This window comes from Dyella terrae (assembly GCF_004322705.1).
Taxonomy (GTDB): Bacteria; Pseudomonadota; Gammaproteobacteria; order Xanthomonadales; family Rhodanobacteraceae; genus Dyella_D; species Dyella_D terrae.
Map to the genome: position 1 here is coordinate 82,612 of NZ_SIZZ01000002.1, position 19,702 is coordinate 102,313.

Genomic DNA, 19,702 nt, shown 5'->3' on the forward strand with positions numbered 1-19,702 from the left:
CTCGTGCTTTGCTCTTACCTGTTTACTGTTTACAGCGTGCGTCAGCACGCGAATTCACAGGCGGCAACGCCGCCGGCCTACCGACCGAGTCGCCGCAGGAACACCGTCATTTCCTTCTCCGCCTGCTTGTCGCCACGAGCGCGGGCGGCGGTGATGCCATGGTGGTAGGCATCGGCTGCGGCGTCGTTGTCTTCGAGCGCCACGAGCGTCTTGCCCAGCAATTTCCAGGCGGCGGAATAACCGGGATCGAACTGCACGGCGCGGCGGAGCTCCTCGACGGCTTCCGCGTGACGTCCCTCGCCGGACAAGGCATTGCCCAGCGAGAATCGCAGCAGTGCGCCGTCGCGCGGCCCGCCGCACTGGGCGCGCAGGTTGTCGATCATCGTGCTCATTGCATCGAACGGAAGCGCCAGTCGTCGACCTGCACGATGCGGGTGGGATGCGTCGGTTCCGGTGGCGTGCGGCCCGCGCGCAGTTCGGCAAGCGACCTGGCCGGCCAGATCACGATCCAGCTGGAGCGGAACGGCTGCACCAGCAGCGGATAGCGCAGGTCGCTGGGCTGCAGCTTGTTGCCTTCCACGCGCGTGATGATCAGGCCATCGGGATGTTCGCGCGCAAAGGTGTCGACGGATTCGCCCTGGGTCAGGTATTCGATCGGGCGGGTGAGGCGGCCCTCGAAGTGGAACTGGCCTTCGTACGTGCCGATCATGCCGATGGCGCGACCATCGGCATCCGCAGCCTGCAGCAGGTGCGCCGCCGGGCGCAGGTCGAAGTTCTGCCACATCGTCAGGGTGAACAGCGTGTTGAGCGCCAGCACGCCGATCAGTCCGGCCACCGCGAGGCGGCGCATTTCGCCGCGTCCGCGCAGCAACAGCAGGAGGCCCAGCAGCAGGAACACGACGCTGAAGAAGCGGCTGTAGTGCGAGAAGCTGTCGACGTACTCGCCATGCAGCGCGTCGCTGGCCACCAGGTTGGGCAGCACGAACAGCAGCACGGCGAACGCGATGCCACCGATGCCCAGCGGCCAGGTGCCCAGCCACGGCGTGGTGCCGAGGGTTGGATGACGCTCACGCAGCACGGCGACCGCACCGGCGACCAGCAGCGCCGCACCGGCGAATTCGGGCAGCGGGTAATACAGCTGCTTGCCGCTGATCAGCGAGAACGCCAGCAGGATGGGCACCAGCCAGCAAAGGGCGAAGCGAATGCCCGGGTCCAGCGGACGGCGCAGCATGATGAGCGCGGCCCACGCACGCGGCCAGCCGCTGAAGGGGAACAGCAGCGCCGGGATCATCGGCACGTACCACCAGAAGGGACGGGCGTGGTCGAAGGCATCGACGACGCGGCCGGCCGTCTGGGTAAAGAACAGGCGGTTGCGATAAGCCTCGCCGCCGGCGAAACCGGCCGGCAGTGCCCAGGCGAGCAGGATCGCGCCGCCAAGCAGCAGCCCCAGCACGCCGCGGACGTACCATTGCCTGCGGTTCTGGTTCGCCCAGTCGCTCCACAGCGGACCGAGCAGGAACGGGAAGGCCACGTGCAGGAACATCACCGGGCCCTTGGTCATCAGGCCGGCGCCCACGCACAGGCCGAACAGCCACCAGCGCGGTTCCTCGCGATGGGCCTTGGGCGTCAGGCACAGCAGCGCCGCCAGCACCCAGACGGACAGCAGCACCTCGTACATGATCTGCAGGCCGAACAGGAACGCGTAGCCCAGCGCGAGCGCGATCCACGGCGCACCCTTGGCCACCCAGGGGCGGTTCGGGAACAGGCGGCGTGCCATCGTGGCGAGCAGCACCAGTTCGGTGCCGCCAAAGATGACTTCGAGGATGCGCGGCCACACGTCGTTGACGCCGAAGACGAACCAGCCGGCGTGGATCATCCAGAACAGCAGCGGCACCTTTTCGCTATAGGGCTGGCCATTGATGTGCGGCACCAGCCAGTGCCCGTGCGTGTACATCTCCCAGGCCACCGCCAGCGTGCGCGTGGAATACAGCGGCATCGGGCCGTGCGAGAAAATGGCAATCAGGGCAACCGCCGTCCACAGCGGCAGCCAGGGCCACAGGGATCGCAGGTGTTCGGAACGGCTGTAGGCGCTGGAGGGCACGGTTCGTTTCTTTTCGTGTCGGTGGGCGGAGGGTACGGGGTCGATCCGGAACGCCAGCGGATTACGCCGGGCCCCAGTAGCCGATGCGGCGTCGCAGCTTGAGCTTGCGCCACCAGTTCAGCGGTTTGCGTTTGCGGTTGCGCGCACCCCTGGCAATGAAATCGTCGATCGCCTTGAGTACCCGCTCGCTGGAATGGCCGTCGCGGTACGGATGGATCGCATCGGCGTACTCGCGGATGGCCTGCATCAGTTCCGGCGGACGCGCCAGCGCACGCTCGATCGCCGGTTCGAATTCGCTGACCTCATGGATGTCGATCAGCTGCGGACCCGGGCGACGGTTCTTGAAGGTGACCACCGGCTTGCCAGTCAGCAGGAATTCGTTGAGTGCGGACGACGTGTCCGAACACATCATGTCGACCTGCGGGAACAGTTCGAGGATGTTGTCGTTCTCGGCAAACGTCAGGTGCTCGTTCTGCAGTGCCTTGAACTTGGCCACCGTCTCCGGATTCATCTTCGGATGGAAGGTGACGATCCAGCGCCAGCGACCGTCGCGCGACAGGCGCTTCACTTCCTCGTACAGCGTTTCGGCGGCGCTCCACGACGGCGAGAACGTCGAGTGATAGAGGATCACCGGCGGCTGGCGCACGGGCGGCAGTGCGCCGGCGATCTCCTTCATGAAGGGGTCGATCTTCGGCCAGCCGGTTTCGGCCACGGCGAAGTGGCCGAGCTGGTCGGAGATGGCCTGGAACTTGGCTGTGTCGCGCGGGCCGGTGGTGCAATACAGGTCAAAGAAGCCGCGGATGTAAATGTGGCGCGGCTTGCCGGCATCGAAACCGTGGAAGGTTTCCACTTTCACGCCGGGGAAGAAATGCGGCACGGCATTGCTGGAGGTGATCACCGCGCGCGGCTTCCACTTGCGCACTTCCTCGACGGTGAGCAGGCGCTCGCCTTCCTCCAGGTCTTCCGCGCCGGGGCCGTCGAAGAACCAGGCAGCCTCGTCGCCGCGCGCGCGGATGGCGTCCTGCACCGGGCGGAGAATGGCCAGCGCGTAGCGCTCGGAGCCGTAAAGGAGGTAGTGCTGCTTGCTCATGGGTCAGCGATCGATGCCGTGGCGATGGAGGGCCGCCTCTGCGAGGGCGACAGATTCGGGATTGTGACGCATCTCGAAGTAACGCATGCGCTTGTACATGGCGTACGTCGCCGCGGTCTGCGCCACGATGAAGCCGCGCCAGCCGTCCAGCATGCCAAGGCGAAACACGTAGTCCTTGATGAAGGCCAGCCAGAACACGAACGGGGCCTGCCACATGCGCACGGGCTTGCCCTTGTCCAGCCAGTCGCGGCACTTCAGTTCGGAATAACGCAGCACCTTGAGCTGCTTGTGCACCAGCGTCGGATTGTTGGTGTGATTGAAACGTCCATTGAGCACCGGCGCGTCGCCGTCGTACTTCAAGGATTCGTGTACGCGGGCGTCGGACCAGCGGGCGCGGCCGCGATGGTACAGGCGCGCCATCTTTTCGCCCATGGAAGGGAGATACCAGCGCATCGGCGCGCCCATGAAGACCGTACTGCGGCGAAGGACGACTGCAGGTATGTCGCTGGCCATCAGGGCCGGGAGCTTTTCCTGCAGCTCCTGGGCCAGGGCCGGGCTCAGGTACTCGTCAGCGTCGAGGAATAAGATCCACTCATGCGCGCACATGGCCTGCGCGGCGTTTCGCTGCGGGCCAAAGCCGAGCCAGTCCTGATGGACGACGCGGGCGCCGTGGGCCTGGGCAATGGCAACCGTGTCATCGGTGCTGCCGCTGTCCACCACCAGCTTCTCCGCGGCGAAGGGCACGCTGTCGAGGCAGCGCGCGATGTTGTCGGCCTCATTGTGGGTAATGACGGCCAGGGTGATGGGGAACTCGGTCATGCGGGCATTTTAGCCAACCCGCCGGAGAGCGTCTCTGGCGGGGGCTGGACCGGGACGGGGCGGCGTTCGATTGGGCTTCATATGGATCGTCTAAGATGCGCCACCGCGAGCGGGGGCTTGAGGAGGGTTGGCGTCGGGATTGCAACCGATGGCAGCCTCAAACGTTTCCTATGGAAGCTGGTGGGCCGGCACTGCCGGCCTTTTGGCATGGGCACGACTATGGAAAGGCGGTTGTAAGTGAGCGGAACGCATAGCAAATCCACGGGAAAGCCCGCCCACCTGATCCTGGGGGCGGCGGCGGGATACACGCCGGACAAGATCCGACTCTTCGTCCAGAGCCTCCAGGCCGTCGGCTTCCGGGGGCGTCTGGTCCTGTTCGTCTATGCCAGTCAGATGGCCGACGTGCCGGCCATGGTGCACGCCCGCGCGCCGTCGCTGGATGTCGAATTCGTGCGCATTCGCGGTATCCGCGAACACTCGAAGTTCGTGCGCTCCTGCTACAAGCGCCTGTTCTCCGTCGTACCCGCCGAGCAGGTGCCCCGGCTCAAGCGCCGCATGCTGCGATTCCAGGGCATGCCCCATGTGACGCGGTACTTCCACTACGAGGAATACCTGGCGCGGCACCCCGGCTTCAGCCACGTGCTGCTCAGTGACGTGCGCGACGTGGTGTTCCAGGACGATCCTTTCCACGGCGTGGGCGAGGGCCTTCACCTGGGGATGGAAACGCCGAGCCTGACCCTGGCCACCGAGCCGTTCGACCGCGACTGGCTGCTCGACGCCTACGGCCCGGCCATGCTGGACCGCATCGGCGATCGCCAGGTCTCCTGTTCGGGCGTGACGCTCGGCGACATGGCCTCGATGACCACGTATATCCGGCAGATCCTGCGCGAGACCCTCGATCTCCCGTTCAGGAAGATGAAGACGCGCATCTACGACCAGGCCTTCCACAACAAATTGCTGCACTGTGGCGAGCTGGCGACGGCCCATCTTTGCCAGCCGCTGGTGTCGCGCATCGCCACCCTGGGGTGCATGAAGCCCGAGGACTTTGTACTGACGGGCGACGGCCAGTTGCTGAATCGTGACGGCAACGTCGCGCCCATCGTGCATCAATACGACCGTCACCCCGTTCTGGTAGACGCCTTCGAGGCGAGAATGCCAGCCTGACCGGACACCGCTTCAAAACCCGAGCGGTGATGCGTCAGGCGAGGTGCAGGAGGCGCCGATCACCGTGGTAGCTCTTCACCGACCACACAGGATATCCATGTCCCAAGCGCGCCCCACCACCGTCTCGATGCTGATTTCCACCTACAACTGGAAGGAAGCCCTGGCGCTGGTCCTGCGCAGCGTGGCCGCGCAAAGCCGCTTGCCTGACGAAGTGATCATCGTGGACGACGGCTCGCGCGAGGACACCGCGCAGTTGATTCGCGAGGCCGCCCGCACGTTCCCGGTGCCGCTGCGCCACGTGTGGCAGCCCGACGAGGGCTTTCGCAAGTCGCGCATCCTCAACTGCGGCATCGCCGCCGCCCGTGGTGAATACGTCATCCAGGTCGATGGCGACATGGTGATCCATCGCCATTTCGTGGCCGACCACCTGAGCCTGGCCCAGCCCGGCCGCTTCCTCCAGGGCACGCGCATCCGCACCACCGTGGAGGAAACCGCCCGTCTGATCGCCGGCGGCGCGCCGCGTTTCAGCTGGTTCACCGATGCTTACTATCGGGATGACAAGGATCGCGCGACGTACCACTTCGGGCGGCGCCACCACACCTTGCGACTGCCCTGGCTGGCGCGCCTGAAATCGCGCTCCAGCGGCCACCCCATGGGCTGCAACATCAGTTTCTGGCGCGAGGATCTGGTGCGGGTCAATGGTTACGACGAGCGCATGCACGGCTATGGCAGCGAGGACCTGGAGATCGATATCCGCCTGCGCAATGCCGGCCTGCGCCGCAGCCAGATCAAGTTCGCCGCGCTGGCCTTGCACCTCGAACACCGCAGCGTCCTGCTCGGCGACCCGGCCGATCCGGAGTTGCCGAACAACAAGCTGCTCTTCGCGAGCCAGGATGCGCGCCTGATCCGCACCGAACACGGTCTTGATCGCCACTTGCCCGATTTTGTCGAGCAGCCCGCGGATCTGCGCGAGCGATCGGTTGCCATGCATGAGTGAAACGCTGTTGAACCACCAGGACATATCGGCCACGGCACCCGCGCCACTGGGCGTCGCCGGATGGCTTTGTCGTGTACTGATCGTAGGCATGGCCTGGCTGATCCTGGGCATGGCCTTCATGCCGGCGGGGGTTTCCTACAACCCCGGCAAGCTCTATCAGCGCCTGCTGGGGCTGACCCTTTATCTCCCGGCGTTTGTCCTCCTGTTGATGCAGCCCCGGCGCATCGTGCCGTTCTGGCGGCAGTCGCTGATGCCCTGGGTCTTGCTGCTGCTGGCGTGGGCGTCGGTCACGCTGTTCTGGGGCCACGCCGGTCGCAAGGAAGACGTGCTTGGACACAACGTCAGCATCGTGCTGTTCCTGTTTGCCTGGCAGCAGGCGCTGGGTGGCCAGCAGGACTGGACGAAGCGCTTGCTGGTGATCTGCGGGCTGGGCATGGCCGTCGCCGCGTCGATCGCGATTGTCCTGGATCTGATCAATCCCGTGGCGGACGCACGTCTGGAAGGTTTTGGCGTGATGGCCAATGCCAACCTGGCAGCGGGCGGCATGGGCGCCGCGCTGATGTGGCTTTGGCCCTGGCGCGCGGACGACAAGCGATGGATGGCGCTCAAATGGGTGGCGATCGCGGTGCTCGCTTTCGGTGTGTTGCTGACATTTGCCCGCAGCGCGATGGCGGCGATGTTCCTGGCCGTCATCGCCATGACGCTATGCACCGGTGGCCGGCGTGCCTGGTGGTTCGCCGGCGCCCTGGCCGTGCTGGCGCTGGTCGGCATGGTGGCGGGGGCGGATCTGCTCCTGGCGCGTGGCCTGTCGTTGCGCCCGGAGATCTTTGCCAGGGCGACCACGCTGTTCCTTGAACACCCGTGGCTCGGCGTGGGGCAAGGTACGCCGATCCAGCTCACCGCCGGCCATGAAACCCTCACCCACGCCCACAATATGTTCAGTCAGCTGGCGATTGAACTGGGCCTGCCCGGGCTCCTGTTGTGGACCGGCATCTGGCTGGCTGTCGGCTGGAAAGGGTGGACCCATCGCCACGATCCGCTGGGACGCGTGGTGCTCGGCCTGTGGCTGTTCGGCACGGTGCTGGTGCAGTTCGACCTGCCCTACCTGCTGGCCAGTCCGCGTCCGACCTGGCTGTTTACCTGGTTGCCGCTGGCGCTTTGCCTCTCGCTGGAACAGCGCTCCCTCACTCCTTCCGCGAATCCTGCATGAAGGTCTCGGTCATCCTGCTCACCTACAACTGGCCTGGCGCACTCGAGTTGGTACTCCGCTCGCTGGCGCGGCAGACGCGATTGCCGGATGAGGTGATCGTGGCCGACGACGGCTCGGGTCCCGAGACCCTGGCGGTTATCGATCGCGTGCGTGCGGATTTCCCCGTGCCGCTGCGGCATGTGTGGCACGAGGATCGTGGTTTCCGTGCGGCGCGCGCACGCAATCGCGGCATCGCGGCGTCGAGCGGCGACTACATCGTCCTGCTTGATGGCGACATGGTGTTGCATCCGCAGTTCATCGCCGATCACCTGATGCTGGCGACACCCGGCGTGTTCCTGCAGGGCGGTCGCCTGAAGGCGAACACGGCCGAAAGCGCGCGCTTGCTGGCCGGTGGTAGGCCGGTGTTTGCGCCGTGGATCCCGGCGAATTTCCATGAATTCGATGGCACGCGTCGCCTGTATGCATTTCGCCAGCCGGCACTGGCGCGATGGAAGGCGAAGGGTCGCAATGGCGGCCGCGTGATGAGCTGCAACATGAGCTTCTGGCGCGAGGACCTGCTGCGCGTCAATGGTTTCGACGAGCGCATGGAAGGTTACGGCGCGGAAGATCGCGAGCTGGCGGTGCGCCTGGAAAACACGGGCCTGAAGCGACGGCAGCTGAAATGGTCGGCATTGGCGGTGCACCTGGAGCATCGCTCGAGGGCCCAGGAAGACGTGAACGATCCGACGCTACCCAACAACCGGCTGCTGCGTGAAACCGTGGAGCGCAAGGTGACGTGGTGCGAGCGGGGGATCGCCGATCACATGGGTGAATTCGTCACGCCGTGACGGGAACCGGGCGGTGTGCCTTCTCCTGACGGGAGAAGGGGTCATGAAGCCGCGGAGCGATGGACGCAAGCCACGGCATCACGCAGGCGCCCGGCGAATCCATCGCGATTGGATTCGAACCACGCACGCGCCGCCGACCCCAGACGGGTCAGGACGTGATCCGGCATGGCGATGCACCGTTCGATGGCCTGCTCCAGCGATGCTTCGTCCGCTTCATAGAGCGTGGCCAGATCCTGCGTGCCACTGGCGCGTGCCTGCACGAGTACGCCCCGGGCGCCGGTGACCAGCTCATTCATCGGCTCCGCATCGAGCGTAATCACCACGGCGCGGCAACTCATGGCCTCGACGAGGTAATGGCCGAAGCCCTCCGTCTGCGACGGGCACAGATGGAACACGTGTCGGTTCTGCAGCTCTTGATACGCCGTGTCGTCAATGTGATCACGAAGGAGCTGCACGTTCGGCGGCATGTCGCCCACGTCGACGCGCTTGCGGCGCCAGGCGACGGTGAGCGTCGGCCATTCGGGATGGCGGGCCCACAGGTCGATCAGCTGGCGCGTGCCCTTGTTGCCGCTGCGGCCAGGGCCATGAAAGAACGTGCGCTCACGCGGGACGGCCGGCAGCAGGCGATCGGGGCTGTTAAAGCCGATGTAATGCGTGCGCACGCCCAGGGCGCCAAACAAGCGTTCCGCGTGGCGCGTCTTGACCCACGCCGCATCCATCGCGTGCAACTGCGCGCGATCCTTGTCGCGGAAGTATTCCGGGTTGGGGATCAGCACGTTGCGGTGCGCCGCACGCCAATATTCCGGACGAATGCGCTCGAGCATCAGGTTGATGTCGAACGCAGGCTTGCGCAGTTGCCATTGCAGGCGCGTGAGCAGCTCGGCGAAGCCGCCACGGTGCGGTAGCGCCGTCAGCTGCGCGTCGAGGCCGCCTTCGCGCAAGGCGTCGGCGAGCAGGTGCATGTCGCGACTGAGGCCGGCGCCGTTGTCACGGCCGATGACGTTCAGTCGCGTCATCAGTCAGCGGAGAACTGCGGCACGCGATCGACGTCGTCGGACGGCACGCAGCCGGGCTTTACCGCATCGGCCTTGAACAGCCACCACTCACGGCGGTTGGCGTGGCCCAGGCTGACGGCCTTGCTGCGATCCACGCAATCGGCCATCACGGTATCCAGCGCGAAGATCCAGCGGTGTGCCGGATCCTGCGCCTGCCAGGCAATGGCCTTGGCGTACTGCTCATGCCAGGGTTGGGTGAAACCAAAATCCACGGCCGGGCGATCGAGCATAAGCAGGTTCTGTTCCTTCCACGCGACCATGCCCAGTTCATCGCCGGCCGGTACCTTCTCGCGCACATCGGCCATCAGGCCAGCGGCGGAACTGGAATCGTTGAGGATCGGGTAAGCCCACAGGCTCCACACCAGCCACATCACGGCCATGCCACCGCTGACGGCCCAGACGGCCTTGCGCACGCGCAGCGCGGCGACCAGCAACAGCTGCGCCGCACCGATGGTGACGAACATCCACCACAGCGCATGGCCGCCGTCGTCGAAGCCGCGCGCGGTGGCGAAATCGGCGGCGAATTTCGGATGACTGACCAATGAGACCGCACCGACGCCAAGCATCGCCGCGCCCATCACGCCGATAAACACGAGGCCGGCGATACGCAGCCAGGTTTTCTGCAGCAGCTCACCCAGATACGGCGCGGTAACGACGGCGAGCATGGGCAGCGCCGGCATGATGTACACGTCGCGCTTGCCCTTGGGGATCGAGAAGAACACCAGCACCAGCACGATCCAGCCGAGCAGCAACAGGATGCGGCCGTCCTTCTCCTTCAGCGCGCGCCACCAGCGCGGCAGCGTGCCGGGGTAGGTAAGCGAAAGCGGCAACCAGGTGAACAGCACGATCGGCACGTAATACAACGGCGAGTGGTGGTGATCCCACGACTTGCCGTAACGGCCGGCGGTCTGGTGGAAAAGGATGTCGTTGACGTAGCCGGCGTAAGCCGGATCGTTGGCATGCGCCTTTGCGCCCATCAGCATCGGCACCAGCCACAGCATCATCGCCAGCACCAGCGCGACGGCACCCAGCGCCCAGCGCCACCAGGCACCTTCGCCCATGCGGGCGATGCCGTTCCATCGACCGAAGACGCCCACGAGATAAGGCACGAACAGGAACAGCGCGAGGACGCCGACGCCCTTGGTGATCACGCCCAGGCCGGCGCAGAAACAGCCGAGCCAGAAGGCGCGCCAGTTCGGGCCCTTGAGCATGTGCACCAACAGGCCCCAGTTCGCGGCGGTGATGTAGAACATCACCAGCGGGTCGATCTGCGCGCGTTTGACCTGGTACACGAACTGGAAGCTGATCAGCAGCGCGGCGGCGGCGTAGAGGCCGACCTGGCGGCTCCACAGGCGACGGCCGAGGTCATAGACGAGCGCGAGCGAGCCGAGCGCGGCCAGCAGCGAGGGCAGCAGGAAAGCGATCCGCCAGTTGCCGATGACGGTGTAACTGGCCGCTTCGAGCCAGAACAGCATTGGTGGCTTGTCCGAGTACAGCTCGCTGCCGCGATGGGGGAACAGCCAGTTGCCGCTTTCCACCATCTGCTTGGCGGCCAGGGCAAAGCGCGGCTCGTCCGACGGCCAGGGGTCGCGCAGGCCCATGCCGGCGGCGATCACCACGAAGGCGAACAGCATCAGCAGCCAGAAATAGCGACGTTCCTGCGGAGTGGCTTGGGAGACAACGGGCATGCGTGGGGTTCCAGGATCGGGACGCGTACGGGTCGGGCCGCGGGCGGGGCGGCCTTTGTAGCCCAGCGGCCCTTACCCGAGGCTTAGACGCGAATCAGCGCTTTTCAAGCACGGCATAGTACATGCCGTCGAGATCGCCATCGCCAGGCAGGATTTGCCAACCGGGCTGGGCCAGATGGCCGTCGGGCAACGAGAAAGCGATGGCGTGGGCATCGGCGTGCTTATCGGCAAATGCTCTCACCACGGCTTCGTTCTCGGCGCGCAGCAGCGAACAGGTGACATAAACGAGCTTGCCGCCCTGGGCGAGCAGTGGCCACAGGCCCGCCAGGATCGCGCTTTGCTGGGCGACCATCGCCGGGATATCGGTCTCGCGGCGATGCAGACGCACGTCCGGGCGTCGACGCAACACGCCCGTGGCGGAGCAGGGCGCGTCCATGAGGATGCGGGCGAAGGGTTTGCCGTCCCACCACGTGGGCTGGCTGGCGTCGCCGACGATCAGACGGGCCTTGAGGCCCAGGCGATCGAGATTCTGCTGGATGCGCTGGGCGCGCCCGGCGTCGAATTCCACGGCGGTCAGGTCGATATCGGCGCGTTCGAGCAGGTGGCAGGCCTTGCCACCCGGAGCGGCGCAGGCGTCGAGCACGCGCTGGCCGTCGCGCACGTCGGCGAGGTCGGCGGCCGCCTGGGCGGCGCCATCCTGGACGGCGAACAGGCCTTCGGCGAAACCCGGCATGCGGGTGACGTCGGTGCTGTGCGGAAGGACGATGCCGTCGGCGAGCCAGGGATGCGGCCCCGCCTCAATGCCGGCGGCTGCCCAGGTTGCGAGCAGCGCTTCGCGCGTGGTGCGGCGGCGATTGGCGCGCAGCATCAGCGGTGGCTCGATGTTGTTGGCGGTCATGACCGCATCGGCCTGTTCCGGCCAGTCGCGGGCGATGGCCTTGGCCAGCCACGCCGGATGGGCGTGACGGGTTTGCGGTTTCGCGTCGAGGGCAGCGAGGTGTTCGGTGCGTTCGCGCTGCCAGCGACGGAGGACCGCGTTCACCAGGCCGGCCAGGCGCGGGCGCTGGAGCGCGCGGGCGGCCTGCACGGTGGCGGCGACGGCGGCGTAATCCGGGAGTTCCAGGATTTCCAGCTGCACCAGGCCCAGCACCAGCAGGGCATGGATGGCCGGTTCCTTCTGGCGCAACGGCTTCTCGAGCAGGCGATCCACGGCGGCATCGAAACGCAGCCACCAGCGGGCGCCGTCACTGACCAGGGCCATCAGCAGCGCGCGATCGCGGCTGTCGGGCAGGCGCGGGGCGTAGCGCTCCATGGCGTCGCGGGAGGATGCGCCGCGCAGGGCCACTTCAGCCAATGCCTGGGCGGCGAGGGCGCGGGTGTCGTTCATCGGGCGGTACGCAGGTCGGCGCGGGCGTTGAGGAAATCGGCGGCCGTGATGCGCTTGCCGCCGGCGCGCTGCAACTCGGTCACCACCAGGGTGCCCTGGCCACAGGCGATGGCGATGCCGCGGGCGCTGGCGCCCACCACGGTGCCGGGGGCGGCCGATGGAGCGTCGTCGATGGCGGTGGCATTCCACACGCGCAGGTGTTCGCCGGCAAACTCGCCTTCGGCGACGGGCCAGGGATTGAAGGCGCGGATCTGGCGTTCCAGCTCGAGCGCGGGACGCTGGAAATCCAGCCGGGCCTCCGCCTTGTCGAGCTTATGGGCGTAGATGACGCCTTCTTCCGGCTGCGGCTTGGCAGCGAGCGATTCGCCGGCCATGACGCGTCGCAGGCCTTCAGCCAGCGCGTTGGCGCCGAGCGCGGAAAGGCGATCGTGCAACGACCCGCCGGTGTCTTCGCGGGAAATCGGGGTGCGGCGTTCAAGGAGGACGGGGCCGGTGTCGAGGCCCGCTTCCATCTGCATCAGGTCGACACCGCTTTCGGTGTCGCCGGCGAGGATCGCGCGCTGGATCGGCGCGGCGCCACGCCAGCGCGGGAGCAGGCTGGCGTGGACGTTCCAGCAGCCGAGGCGCGGCAACGCCAGCACCTTGCGCGGCAGGATCAGGCCATAGGCCACGACCACCATGAGATCCGGCCGATAGGCGGCCAGCGTGTCGCGGGCCTCCTGGCTTTTCAGGGATTCGGGTTGCTCGACCGGGATGCCGGCATCGAGCGCGGCCTGCTTCACCGGGCTGGGCGTGAGCTTGCGGCCGCGGCCGGCCGGGCGGTCGGGCTGGGTATAGACGGCCACGACTTCGGCGCCGCTGGCGCGGCAGGCCTCAAGACAGGGAACCGAGAACTCCGGCGTGCCGGCGAAGACAACCCGCAGTGGCGCGCCGCTCAAGCGCTGGCCGCCTGCTTGCGCTGCTTTTCCATGCGCTTGAGCAGGAGCGAACGCTTCAGGGGCGACAGATAGTCGACAAAGACCTTGCCGGCGAGGTGGTCCAGCTCATGCTGGATGCACACGGCCAGGGGGCCTTCGGCCTCGACGATGAATTCCTTGCCGTCCACGTCGTTGGCTTTCACCTTCACTTTCAGGGCGCGGGTGACGTCGGCATAGATGCCCGGGAAGGACAGGCAGCCTTCCTGATACACCTGCGAACCGTCCTTCTCGATGATTTCGGCGTTGATCAGCGCCAGGGGCTCATTGCGCTCGTCGCTCATGTCGGCCACCAGCACGCGCTGGTGCACGTTGACCTGCGTCGCCGCCAGGCCCACGCCATTGGCGGCGTACATGGTTTCGAACATGTCGGCCACGAACTGCTTGAGCTCAGCGTCGAATACGCGCACGGGCTCGGCCTTGGTGCGGAGGCGCGGATCGGGAAATTCGAGAATGGTCAGGGTGGACATTTCATATACCTCGGCGCCGAAAGTGCGGGCGATTTGGTGAAATCCAAGCCCGTGCGCCCTCTAGAATGAGCCTTATTGTACGCCGGCAAGCCCGTGTCTGGCAGGCAAATTTGCCAACTGGCGCTGCTTGCAGGCATGACTTGTTCGGTTAAACTCGCCCGAGCATCGGGGGATGGGGGAATCCCGTTTATGATCAGAAAGTCCATCGGGCTGCTGGCCGGCATGCTGGTCACTGTCGCCGTGTATGCCGCCGGAGCGCAGCTGCGTGCCGATCACCCGGACACGTATACCGTGCGCAAGGGCGACACGCTCTGGGGTATCTCCGCGCGTTTCCTGTCCAAGCCCTGGCTCTGGCCGGAGATATGGCAGGCCAATCCGCAGGTTCAGAACCCGCACCTGATCTACCCGGGTGACGTGCTCAATCTTTCCTTCATCAACGGTCCGCGCCTTGGCCTGCAGCCGCGTGTGCGCACCGAAGGTGAGCCGGTCCCGGCGATCCCGCTGTCCCAGTTGCGCACGTTCCTCAAGGAACTGACCGTGATGGATTCGGGCGCGGTCAACGATCTGCCGTACGTCGTGGGTCTGGAAGAGGCCCGCCTGCGCGGCGCGGTTGGCCAGAACATCTACGTGCGCAATCTCAATGCCTCGCCGGGCCAGCGTTTCGCCATCGTGCGTCCCAGCCATGTGTTCCGCGGATTCAACGAAGACGATCGCAGCGATGACTCCGACAAGAACGGCATCGTCGGCCATCTGATCGATAGCGACGTGTCGATGGTGCATGCGCCGTGGAGCGAGAACTTCCGCAACGATGGCCATTACGGCCGTGGTCGCGACCTGGGCGTGGAAGTGGCGGTGATCGGCACGGCCGAAGTGTTGCGCACCGGCGATCCGACGACCTTGCTCCTGCTCGATTCCACGCAGGAAATCCGCAAGGGTGACCGCATCCTGCCGATCGACGACAAGCCCTACGACGCGTACTACTACCCGCACGCGCCCAAGGCGATCGCTCCCAATGCACGCGTGATCGCATTTGCTGACGCGCTGGATGCCGTGGGCCCGAACCAGGTGGTGGCGCTGTCCATCGGCGCGAAGGATGGCGTGGAAAACGGCCAGACCTTCTCCGTGTGGCAGCCGGGCGAGACGATTGCCGACGATGTCGCTGGCAACAGCTGGAATCGCGGTACCTCGCCGCATGTGACCTTGCCTGAAGAGTTCATCGGCCATGTCATGGTGTTCCGCACTTTCGATCGTGTCAGCTACGGCCTTGTGATGGATGGCATTCGCCCGGTGAAGATGGGCGATCGCCTGACAATGCCTGAGTAAGATCCCGGCTCGAATCATCGAAGTACGACAGAACGGCGCGGAAATCCCGCGCCGTTTTGCTGTCTGGTGCTGTCTAAACTTCCCGGATGGACGAACTGGAAGAACTGAGGGCATGGATGCTCCTCCTGCGCACGCCGGGATTCGGCGCAGCCATGGTCCGGGAGGCCGTGGCGCGGGCTGACGGCACCGCCTGCGGCGCGCTGCGGCTGGTTCGTGAGCGCTGCGACGGTCTGGATGCCGCAGCTCAGGCCTGGCTGCGGCGACCGGACGAAAAGCGTCTGGAGGACGACCTTTGCTGGCTGTCCGAACCGCAACACGCCTTCGTGCGCTGCACGGACCTCGACTTTCCGCCGCTGCTGCAAGGCATCGACCAGCCGCCGGCGGCGCTGTTTGTCATGGGGGATGCCAGTGCGCTCCTGCGCCCGCAGGTGGCCGTGGTGGGCGCCCGGCAGGCGAGCATGTCGGGGCGGCTCCACGCGCGCGGCTTTGCAGGCGAGCTGGCGCGAGCAGGCTTCGTCATCACCAGTGGCCTTGCCGACGGGGTGGATGGCGCTGCCCATGAGGCGGCACTTGATGCGGGGCAGCCGACGGTGGCGGTGGTGGGTACCGGCGTGGACCGGGTGTATCCGTCAAAGCACCGTGGCCTGGCGCGACGGATAGCGGCATCGGGCGCGCTGGTGAGCGAGTACCCGCTCGATACTCCGGGCAAGGCCGATCATTTTCCCCGCCGCAACCGGATTCTCTCGGGTCTGGCCCTGGGGACGCTGGTGGTCGAGGCGGGTTTGCCATCGGGTTCACTGATTTCAGCCCGACTTGCTGCCGAACAGGGCCGGGAGGTTTTCGCTTTGCCCGGGTCCATTCATAATCCCCTGGCTCGAGGATGCCACCAGCTGATTCGGGACGGCGCGCGACTGGTTGAGTGCGCCAGCGAGATTGTCGAGGTGCTTGCGCCCCTGGCGGCCGATATGGGCGCCGAACTGGCGCGGCGACTTGGCTCAAGTCACGACGCATCGGCCGATACCCATGAAGCGACGACGGCCAGTTCGGTGGATACCGAGCTGCTGGAGGCAATGGGTTACGATCCGATCCTCATGGATGAGCTCGCCGAGCGTACGGGCCAGTCGGCCGGGACTTTGACCTCCCGGTTGCTGATGCTCGAACTCGATGGTCGGGTTGAGAGTCTTCCCGGCAATCGCTATGTCCGTCTCAAGAGCCCCGCGACCCGGCGGGGATGGTAGGTCTGGCGAAAGGTATGCCTGGCGCAAAACCGCGCTGGGCCTCGTTTTCACGAGGTCCAGCTTGACGGCGCGTTCAGGGCATGCCTTTAACTAAATATAGGTAGGGCCCGCCCACGTAGCGGGCCCCAAGTTTCGGATACCCCTTTTTCATGGCAAAGAACCTGCTCATCGTCGAATCCCCCGCCAAGGCGAAGACGATCAACAAGTATCTGGGCAAGGACTTCCAGGTCCTGGCCTCCTATGGTCACGTCCGTGACCTCCGGCCCAAGGAGGGGGCGGTCGACCCCGACCATGGCTTTGCCATGGCCTACGAGGTCATCGACCGCAACGAAAAGCATGTCGATGCCATCGCCAAGGCGGCTCGCCAGGCCGACGACATCTACCTCGCGACCGACTTGGATCGCGAAGGCGAGGCGATCAGCTGGCATATCAGCGAGATTCTCAAGGAGCGCGGCCTGACCAAGGGCAAGCAGCTCCATCGCGTGGTGTTCTCGGAAATTACGCCCAAAGCGATCAAGGCTGCCGTCGCCGCGCCTCGCCAGCTTTCCCATGACCTGGTGGATGCCCAGCAGGCGCGTCGCGCACTGGACTATCTCGTGGGCTTCAATCTGTCGCCGGTGCTGTGGCGCAAGGTACAGCGCGGCTTGTCCGCAGGTCGCGTGCAGAGTCCGGCGCTGCGCATGATCGTCGAGCGCGAAGAGGAAATCGAAGCCTTCGTGGCGCGCGAGTATTGGACGATTGAAGCGGCACTTCGTCATCCGGAAGGCGATTTTTCGGCGCGTCTGACCAGGCTCAATGGCAAGAAGTTCGAGCAGTTCGACCTGACCAACGAGACCGATGCCTTTGCGGCCCGCGCTGCGCTGAAGGAAGCCGCGCACGGTCGCCTTACCGTCAGCGATGTGGGTAGCAAGGAGCGCAAGCGTCGCCCGGCTCCGCCGTTCACTACGTCCACGCTGCAGCAGGAAGCCGCGCGCAAGCTTGGTTTCTCGACCAGCCGCACCATGAAAGTGGCGCAGGGCCTGTACGAAGGTGTGTCGATCGGCAGCGAAGGCAACGTCGGTCTTATCACCTATATGCGTACGGACTCCGTTGCCTTGTCCGAAGATGCCGTGGGCGAGCTGCGCCAGCTGATTGCGCGCGACTTCGGCAAGAAGGCGCTGCCGGATCACGCGCAGGTCTACAAGTCCAAGTCCAAGAACGCCCAGGAAGCGCATGAGGCGATTCGACCGACCTCGGCCATGCGTTCGCCGCGCGAAGTGTCGTCGTACCTCAACGAGGAACAGCGCAAGCTCTACGAACTGATCTGGAAGCGCACCGTGGCGTGCCAGATGATCCATGCCACGATGAACACCGTGTCCGTGGACTTCGACGTCAAGAACGTCGCAGGCGGCGATGCCGCGTTTCGCGCCACGGGTACGACCGTCGTCGATCCGGGCTTCCTGGCTGTATACGAAGAAGGTCGTGACCAGCGTAGTGCCGAGGATGACGATGAAGGTCGTCGCCTGCCGCGCCTGGAAGTAGGTGAGCAGGTCGCCCTGCACGACATCGCTGCAGACCAGCACTTCACCGAGCCGCCGCCGCGCTACTCCGAAGCGAGCCTGGTGAAGACGCTTGAGGAATATGGCATTGGTCGCCCGTCCACCTACGCCAGCATCATTCAGGTGCTTCTGAATCGCGAATACGTCCTTCTCGACAGTCGCCGCTTCAAGCCGACTGACGTGGGCCGCGCGGTGAGCAAGTTCCTGACCCAGCATTTCACCCGCTATGTCGACTACGACTTCACCGCCAAGCTCGAAGACGAGCTCGATGCGGTCAGTCGTGGCGAAGAAGCCTGGGTGCCGCTGATGGAACGCTTCTGGCAGCCGTTCAAGCAGCAGGTCGACGAGAAGACCGAAACGGTCGATCGCAGCGAAGCCACTGGCGCGCGCGAGTTGGGCACCGATCCAAAATCGGGCAAGCCCGTGTCCGTGCGTCTGGGTCGTTACGGACCGTACGCACAGATTGGCGACAAGGATCAGGACGAAAAGCTCCAGTTCGCCAGCCTGCGTACCGGGCAGAGCATGCATACCATCACGCTGGAAGAGGCCCTGGAACTCTTCAAGCTGCCGCGCCAGCTCGGCCAGGCGGAAAACGGCGACGACGTGAGTGTGGGCGTCGGCCGATTCGGCCCCTTCGTGAAGCAGGGCAGCACTTACGCTTCTCTGAAGCCCGAAGATGACCCTTACACGATCGAGCTGCCGCGTGCGCTGCAGATCGTGCAGGAAAAGCTCGAGATGCTGGCCAACCGCATCATCCTGGACTTCGGTAACGGCGTGCAGGTGCTCAACGGACGCTTTGGTCCGTATATCACCGACGGTGAAAAGAACGCGCGCATTCCGAAAGACCAGGAGCCCAAGGAGCTGACCGAGGCCCAGTGCCTGGAGCTGCTGGCGGCGGCGCCGGTCAAGAAGGGCCGCGGTTTCAAAAAGGCGGCGGGCAAGAAGGCGGCGGCCAAGAAAGCACCTGCGAAGAAGGCTGCCTCCAAGTCGACGGCGACCAAGACCGCCACCAAGACCGCCACCAAGAAGGCGGCGGCCAAGTCGACGACCGGCGCGGCGACGAAGAAGGCTGCCACCGCTACCAAGAAGGCCACCGTCAAGAAGACGGCGACCAAGAAAGCCGCCACCAAGAAGACCCCTGCCAAGAAGCCGGCTGGCGCCTGAGTGACCCGGACGTTCACCCTGGGCGAACTGGACGCTGCCGCCTCGCTTTTGCATGGCGGCGGTGTGGTGGCCTATCCCACCGAAGCCGTATTTGGCTTCGGTTGCGACCCCCACAACCACGATGCCTTCCGGCGTCTGTTTGCTTTCAAGCAGCGTCCGCCCACGCAGGGCGTGCTGCTGATCGCGGAAACCTTTGAGCAGGTGGAGCGCTACATCGACCGATCCCGGGTACCGGATACGGTAATGGCTGAAGTTCTGGCCAGCTGGCCGGGCCCGATCACCTGGATATTCCCGCGCTCAGGCGACGTACCGGACTGGGTGGCCGGGTCTCACGAGGGCATTGCCTTGCGCGTGACGGCTCACGCACCGGCTGCTGCGCTCTGCCGGGCCTACGGTGGCGCCCTGGTTTCAACCAGCGCCAATCCGCATGGCCAACCGCCGGCACGCTCCGTCGCCATGCTTCGCGAATATTTCGGGGACACTGTCGATGGCATCGTCGACGCCCCCTTGGGACAACTCGACCGCCCCACCATGATTCGAGACGCCCTGACCGGCGCTATCATCCGTAGTTGACGCGAAACCTTCGCCAGACGCCTCGCGCGTTCATGAACGGTTTCCGCCATGCCGCTGGGGCAAGTGGGGAGGGATTCAGCGGCT

At 65.5% G+C, this 19,702-nt stretch carries 17 protein-coding genes; 8 read left to right on the plus strand and 9 right to left on the minus strand.

Annotated elements, in window-relative coordinates:
* Window positions 1-77: 77 nt before the first annotated feature.
* The 4 genes from EYV96_RS11220 to EYV96_RS11235 all read right to left on the minus strand — a co-directional run bounded on the left by EYV96_RS11220 (window position 78) and on the right by EYV96_RS11235 (window position 4,010).
* Window positions 78-392, minus strand: a complete 315-nt coding sequence (locus EYV96_RS11220; RefSeq protein WP_131151651.1) for a tetratricopeptide repeat protein — start codon at window positions 390-392, stop codon at window positions 78-80.
* On the minus strand, window positions 389-2,101 hold the full coding sequence (locus tag EYV96_RS11225) for an ArnT family glycosyltransferase (RefSeq protein WP_131151652.1): 1,713 nt from the start codon (window positions 2,099-2,101) through the stop codon (window positions 389-391). Before EYV96_RS11225 ends, EYV96_RS11220 begins: the two co-directional genes overlap by 4 nt.
* A 61-nt stretch (window positions 2,102-2,162) precedes the next feature.
* Window positions 2,163-3,191 (minus strand): CDP-glycerol glycerophosphotransferase family protein, encoded by a 1,029-nt coding sequence (locus EYV96_RS11230; RefSeq protein ID WP_131151653.1) that lies wholly within the window; start codon window positions 3,189-3,191, stop codon window positions 2,163-2,165.
* A 3-nt stretch (window positions 3,192-3,194) separates the two neighbouring features.
* Window positions 3,195-4,010 (minus strand): glycosyltransferase family 2 protein, encoded by an 816-nt coding sequence (locus EYV96_RS11235; protein ID WP_131151654.1) that lies wholly within the window; start codon window positions 4,008-4,010, stop codon window positions 3,195-3,197.
* Window positions 4,011-4,247: 237 nt separating this feature from the next.
* On the opposite strand from EYV96_RS11235, the gene EYV96_RS11240 reads away from it, so the two are divergent.
* The 4 genes from EYV96_RS11240 (at window position 4,248) to EYV96_RS11255 (ending at window position 8,208) form a co-directional block, all read left to right on the plus strand.
* Window positions 4,248-5,174: a hypothetical protein gene (locus EYV96_RS11240; RefSeq protein WP_131151655.1), complete on the plus strand. Its 927-nt coding sequence runs from the start codon at window positions 4,248-4,250 to the stop codon at window positions 5,172-5,174.
* A 97-nt stretch (window positions 5,175-5,271) separates the two neighbouring features.
* Window positions 5,272-6,171, plus strand: coding sequence for a glycosyltransferase family 2 protein (locus tag EYV96_RS11245; RefSeq protein WP_131151656.1), 900 nt, complete (start codon window positions 5,272-5,274; stop codon window positions 6,169-6,171).
* Window positions 6,164-7,381, plus strand: a complete 1,218-nt coding sequence (locus EYV96_RS11250) for an O-antigen ligase family protein (RefSeq protein ID WP_131151657.1) — start codon at window positions 6,164-6,166, stop codon at window positions 7,379-7,381. Before EYV96_RS11245 ends, EYV96_RS11250 begins: the two co-directional genes overlap by 8 nt.
* Complete coding sequence (locus tag EYV96_RS11255) at window positions 7,378-8,208, plus strand: glycosyltransferase family 2 protein (RefSeq protein ID WP_131151658.1); 831 nt, start codon at window positions 7,378-7,380, stop codon at window positions 8,206-8,208. The genes EYV96_RS11250 and EYV96_RS11255 overlap by 4 nt, the downstream gene beginning before the upstream one ends.
* 41 nt (window positions 8,209-8,249) lie before the next feature.
* Here EYV96_RS11255 and EYV96_RS11260 read toward each other — a convergent pair whose 3' ends face one another.
* The 5 genes from EYV96_RS11260 to def all read right to left on the minus strand — a co-directional run bounded on the left by EYV96_RS11260 (window position 8,250) and on the right by def (window position 13,782).
* Window positions 8,250-9,224, minus strand: a complete 975-nt coding sequence (locus EYV96_RS11260) for a glycosyltransferase (protein ID WP_131151659.1) — start codon at window positions 9,222-9,224, stop codon at window positions 8,250-8,252.
* Window positions 9,224-10,951 carry an ArnT family glycosyltransferase gene (locus tag EYV96_RS11265; RefSeq protein WP_131151660.1) on the minus strand — a complete coding sequence of 576 codons (1,728 nt, stop codon included), beginning with the start codon at window positions 10,949-10,951 and terminating at the stop codon, window positions 9,224-9,226. The genes EYV96_RS11260 and EYV96_RS11265 overlap by 1 nt, the downstream gene beginning before the upstream one ends.
* A gap of 94 nt (window positions 10,952-11,045) precedes the next feature.
* Entirely contained in the window at window positions 11,046-12,338 is a 1,293-nt protein-coding gene (rsmB, locus tag EYV96_RS11270) for a 16S rRNA (cytosine(967)-C(5))-methyltransferase RsmB (protein ID WP_131151661.1), read from the minus strand.
* Entirely contained in the window at window positions 12,335-13,276 is a 942-nt protein-coding gene (fmt, locus tag EYV96_RS11275) for a methionyl-tRNA formyltransferase (RefSeq protein ID WP_131151662.1), read from the minus strand. Before fmt ends, rsmB begins: the two co-directional genes overlap by 4 nt.
* On the minus strand, window positions 13,273-13,782 hold the full coding sequence (gene def / locus EYV96_RS11280) for a peptide deformylase (protein ID WP_131151663.1): 510 nt from the start codon (window positions 13,780-13,782) through the stop codon (window positions 13,273-13,275). The genes fmt and def overlap by 4 nt, the downstream gene beginning before the upstream one ends.
* 189 nt (window positions 13,783-13,971) lie before the next feature.
* Here def and EYV96_RS11285 point away from each other — a divergent pair, with 189 nt between their 5' ends.
* The 4 genes from EYV96_RS11285 to tsaC all read left to right on the plus strand — a co-directional run bounded on the left by EYV96_RS11285 (window position 13,972) and on the right by tsaC (window position 19,618).
* Window positions 13,972-15,105 (plus strand): LysM peptidoglycan-binding domain-containing protein, encoded by a 1,134-nt coding sequence (locus EYV96_RS11285; protein ID WP_131151664.1) that lies wholly within the window; start codon window positions 13,972-13,974, stop codon window positions 15,103-15,105.
* 116 nt (window positions 15,106-15,221) lie between these two features.
* Entirely contained in the window at window positions 15,222-16,343 is a 1,122-nt protein-coding gene (dprA, locus tag EYV96_RS11290; protein ID WP_240732465.1) for a DNA-processing protein DprA, read from the plus strand.
* 149 nt (window positions 16,344-16,492) lie between these two features.
* Window positions 16,493-19,045, plus strand: a complete 2,553-nt coding sequence (locus tag EYV96_RS11295) for a DNA topoisomerase I (protein ID WP_131151666.1) — start codon at window positions 16,493-16,495, stop codon at window positions 19,043-19,045.
* On the plus strand, window positions 19,046-19,618 hold the full coding sequence (gene tsaC, locus EYV96_RS11300; RefSeq protein ID WP_131151667.1) for an L-threonylcarbamoyladenylate synthase type 1 TsaC: 573 nt from the start codon (window positions 19,046-19,048) through the stop codon (window positions 19,616-19,618).
* Window positions 19,619-19,702: the final 84 nt, after the last annotated feature.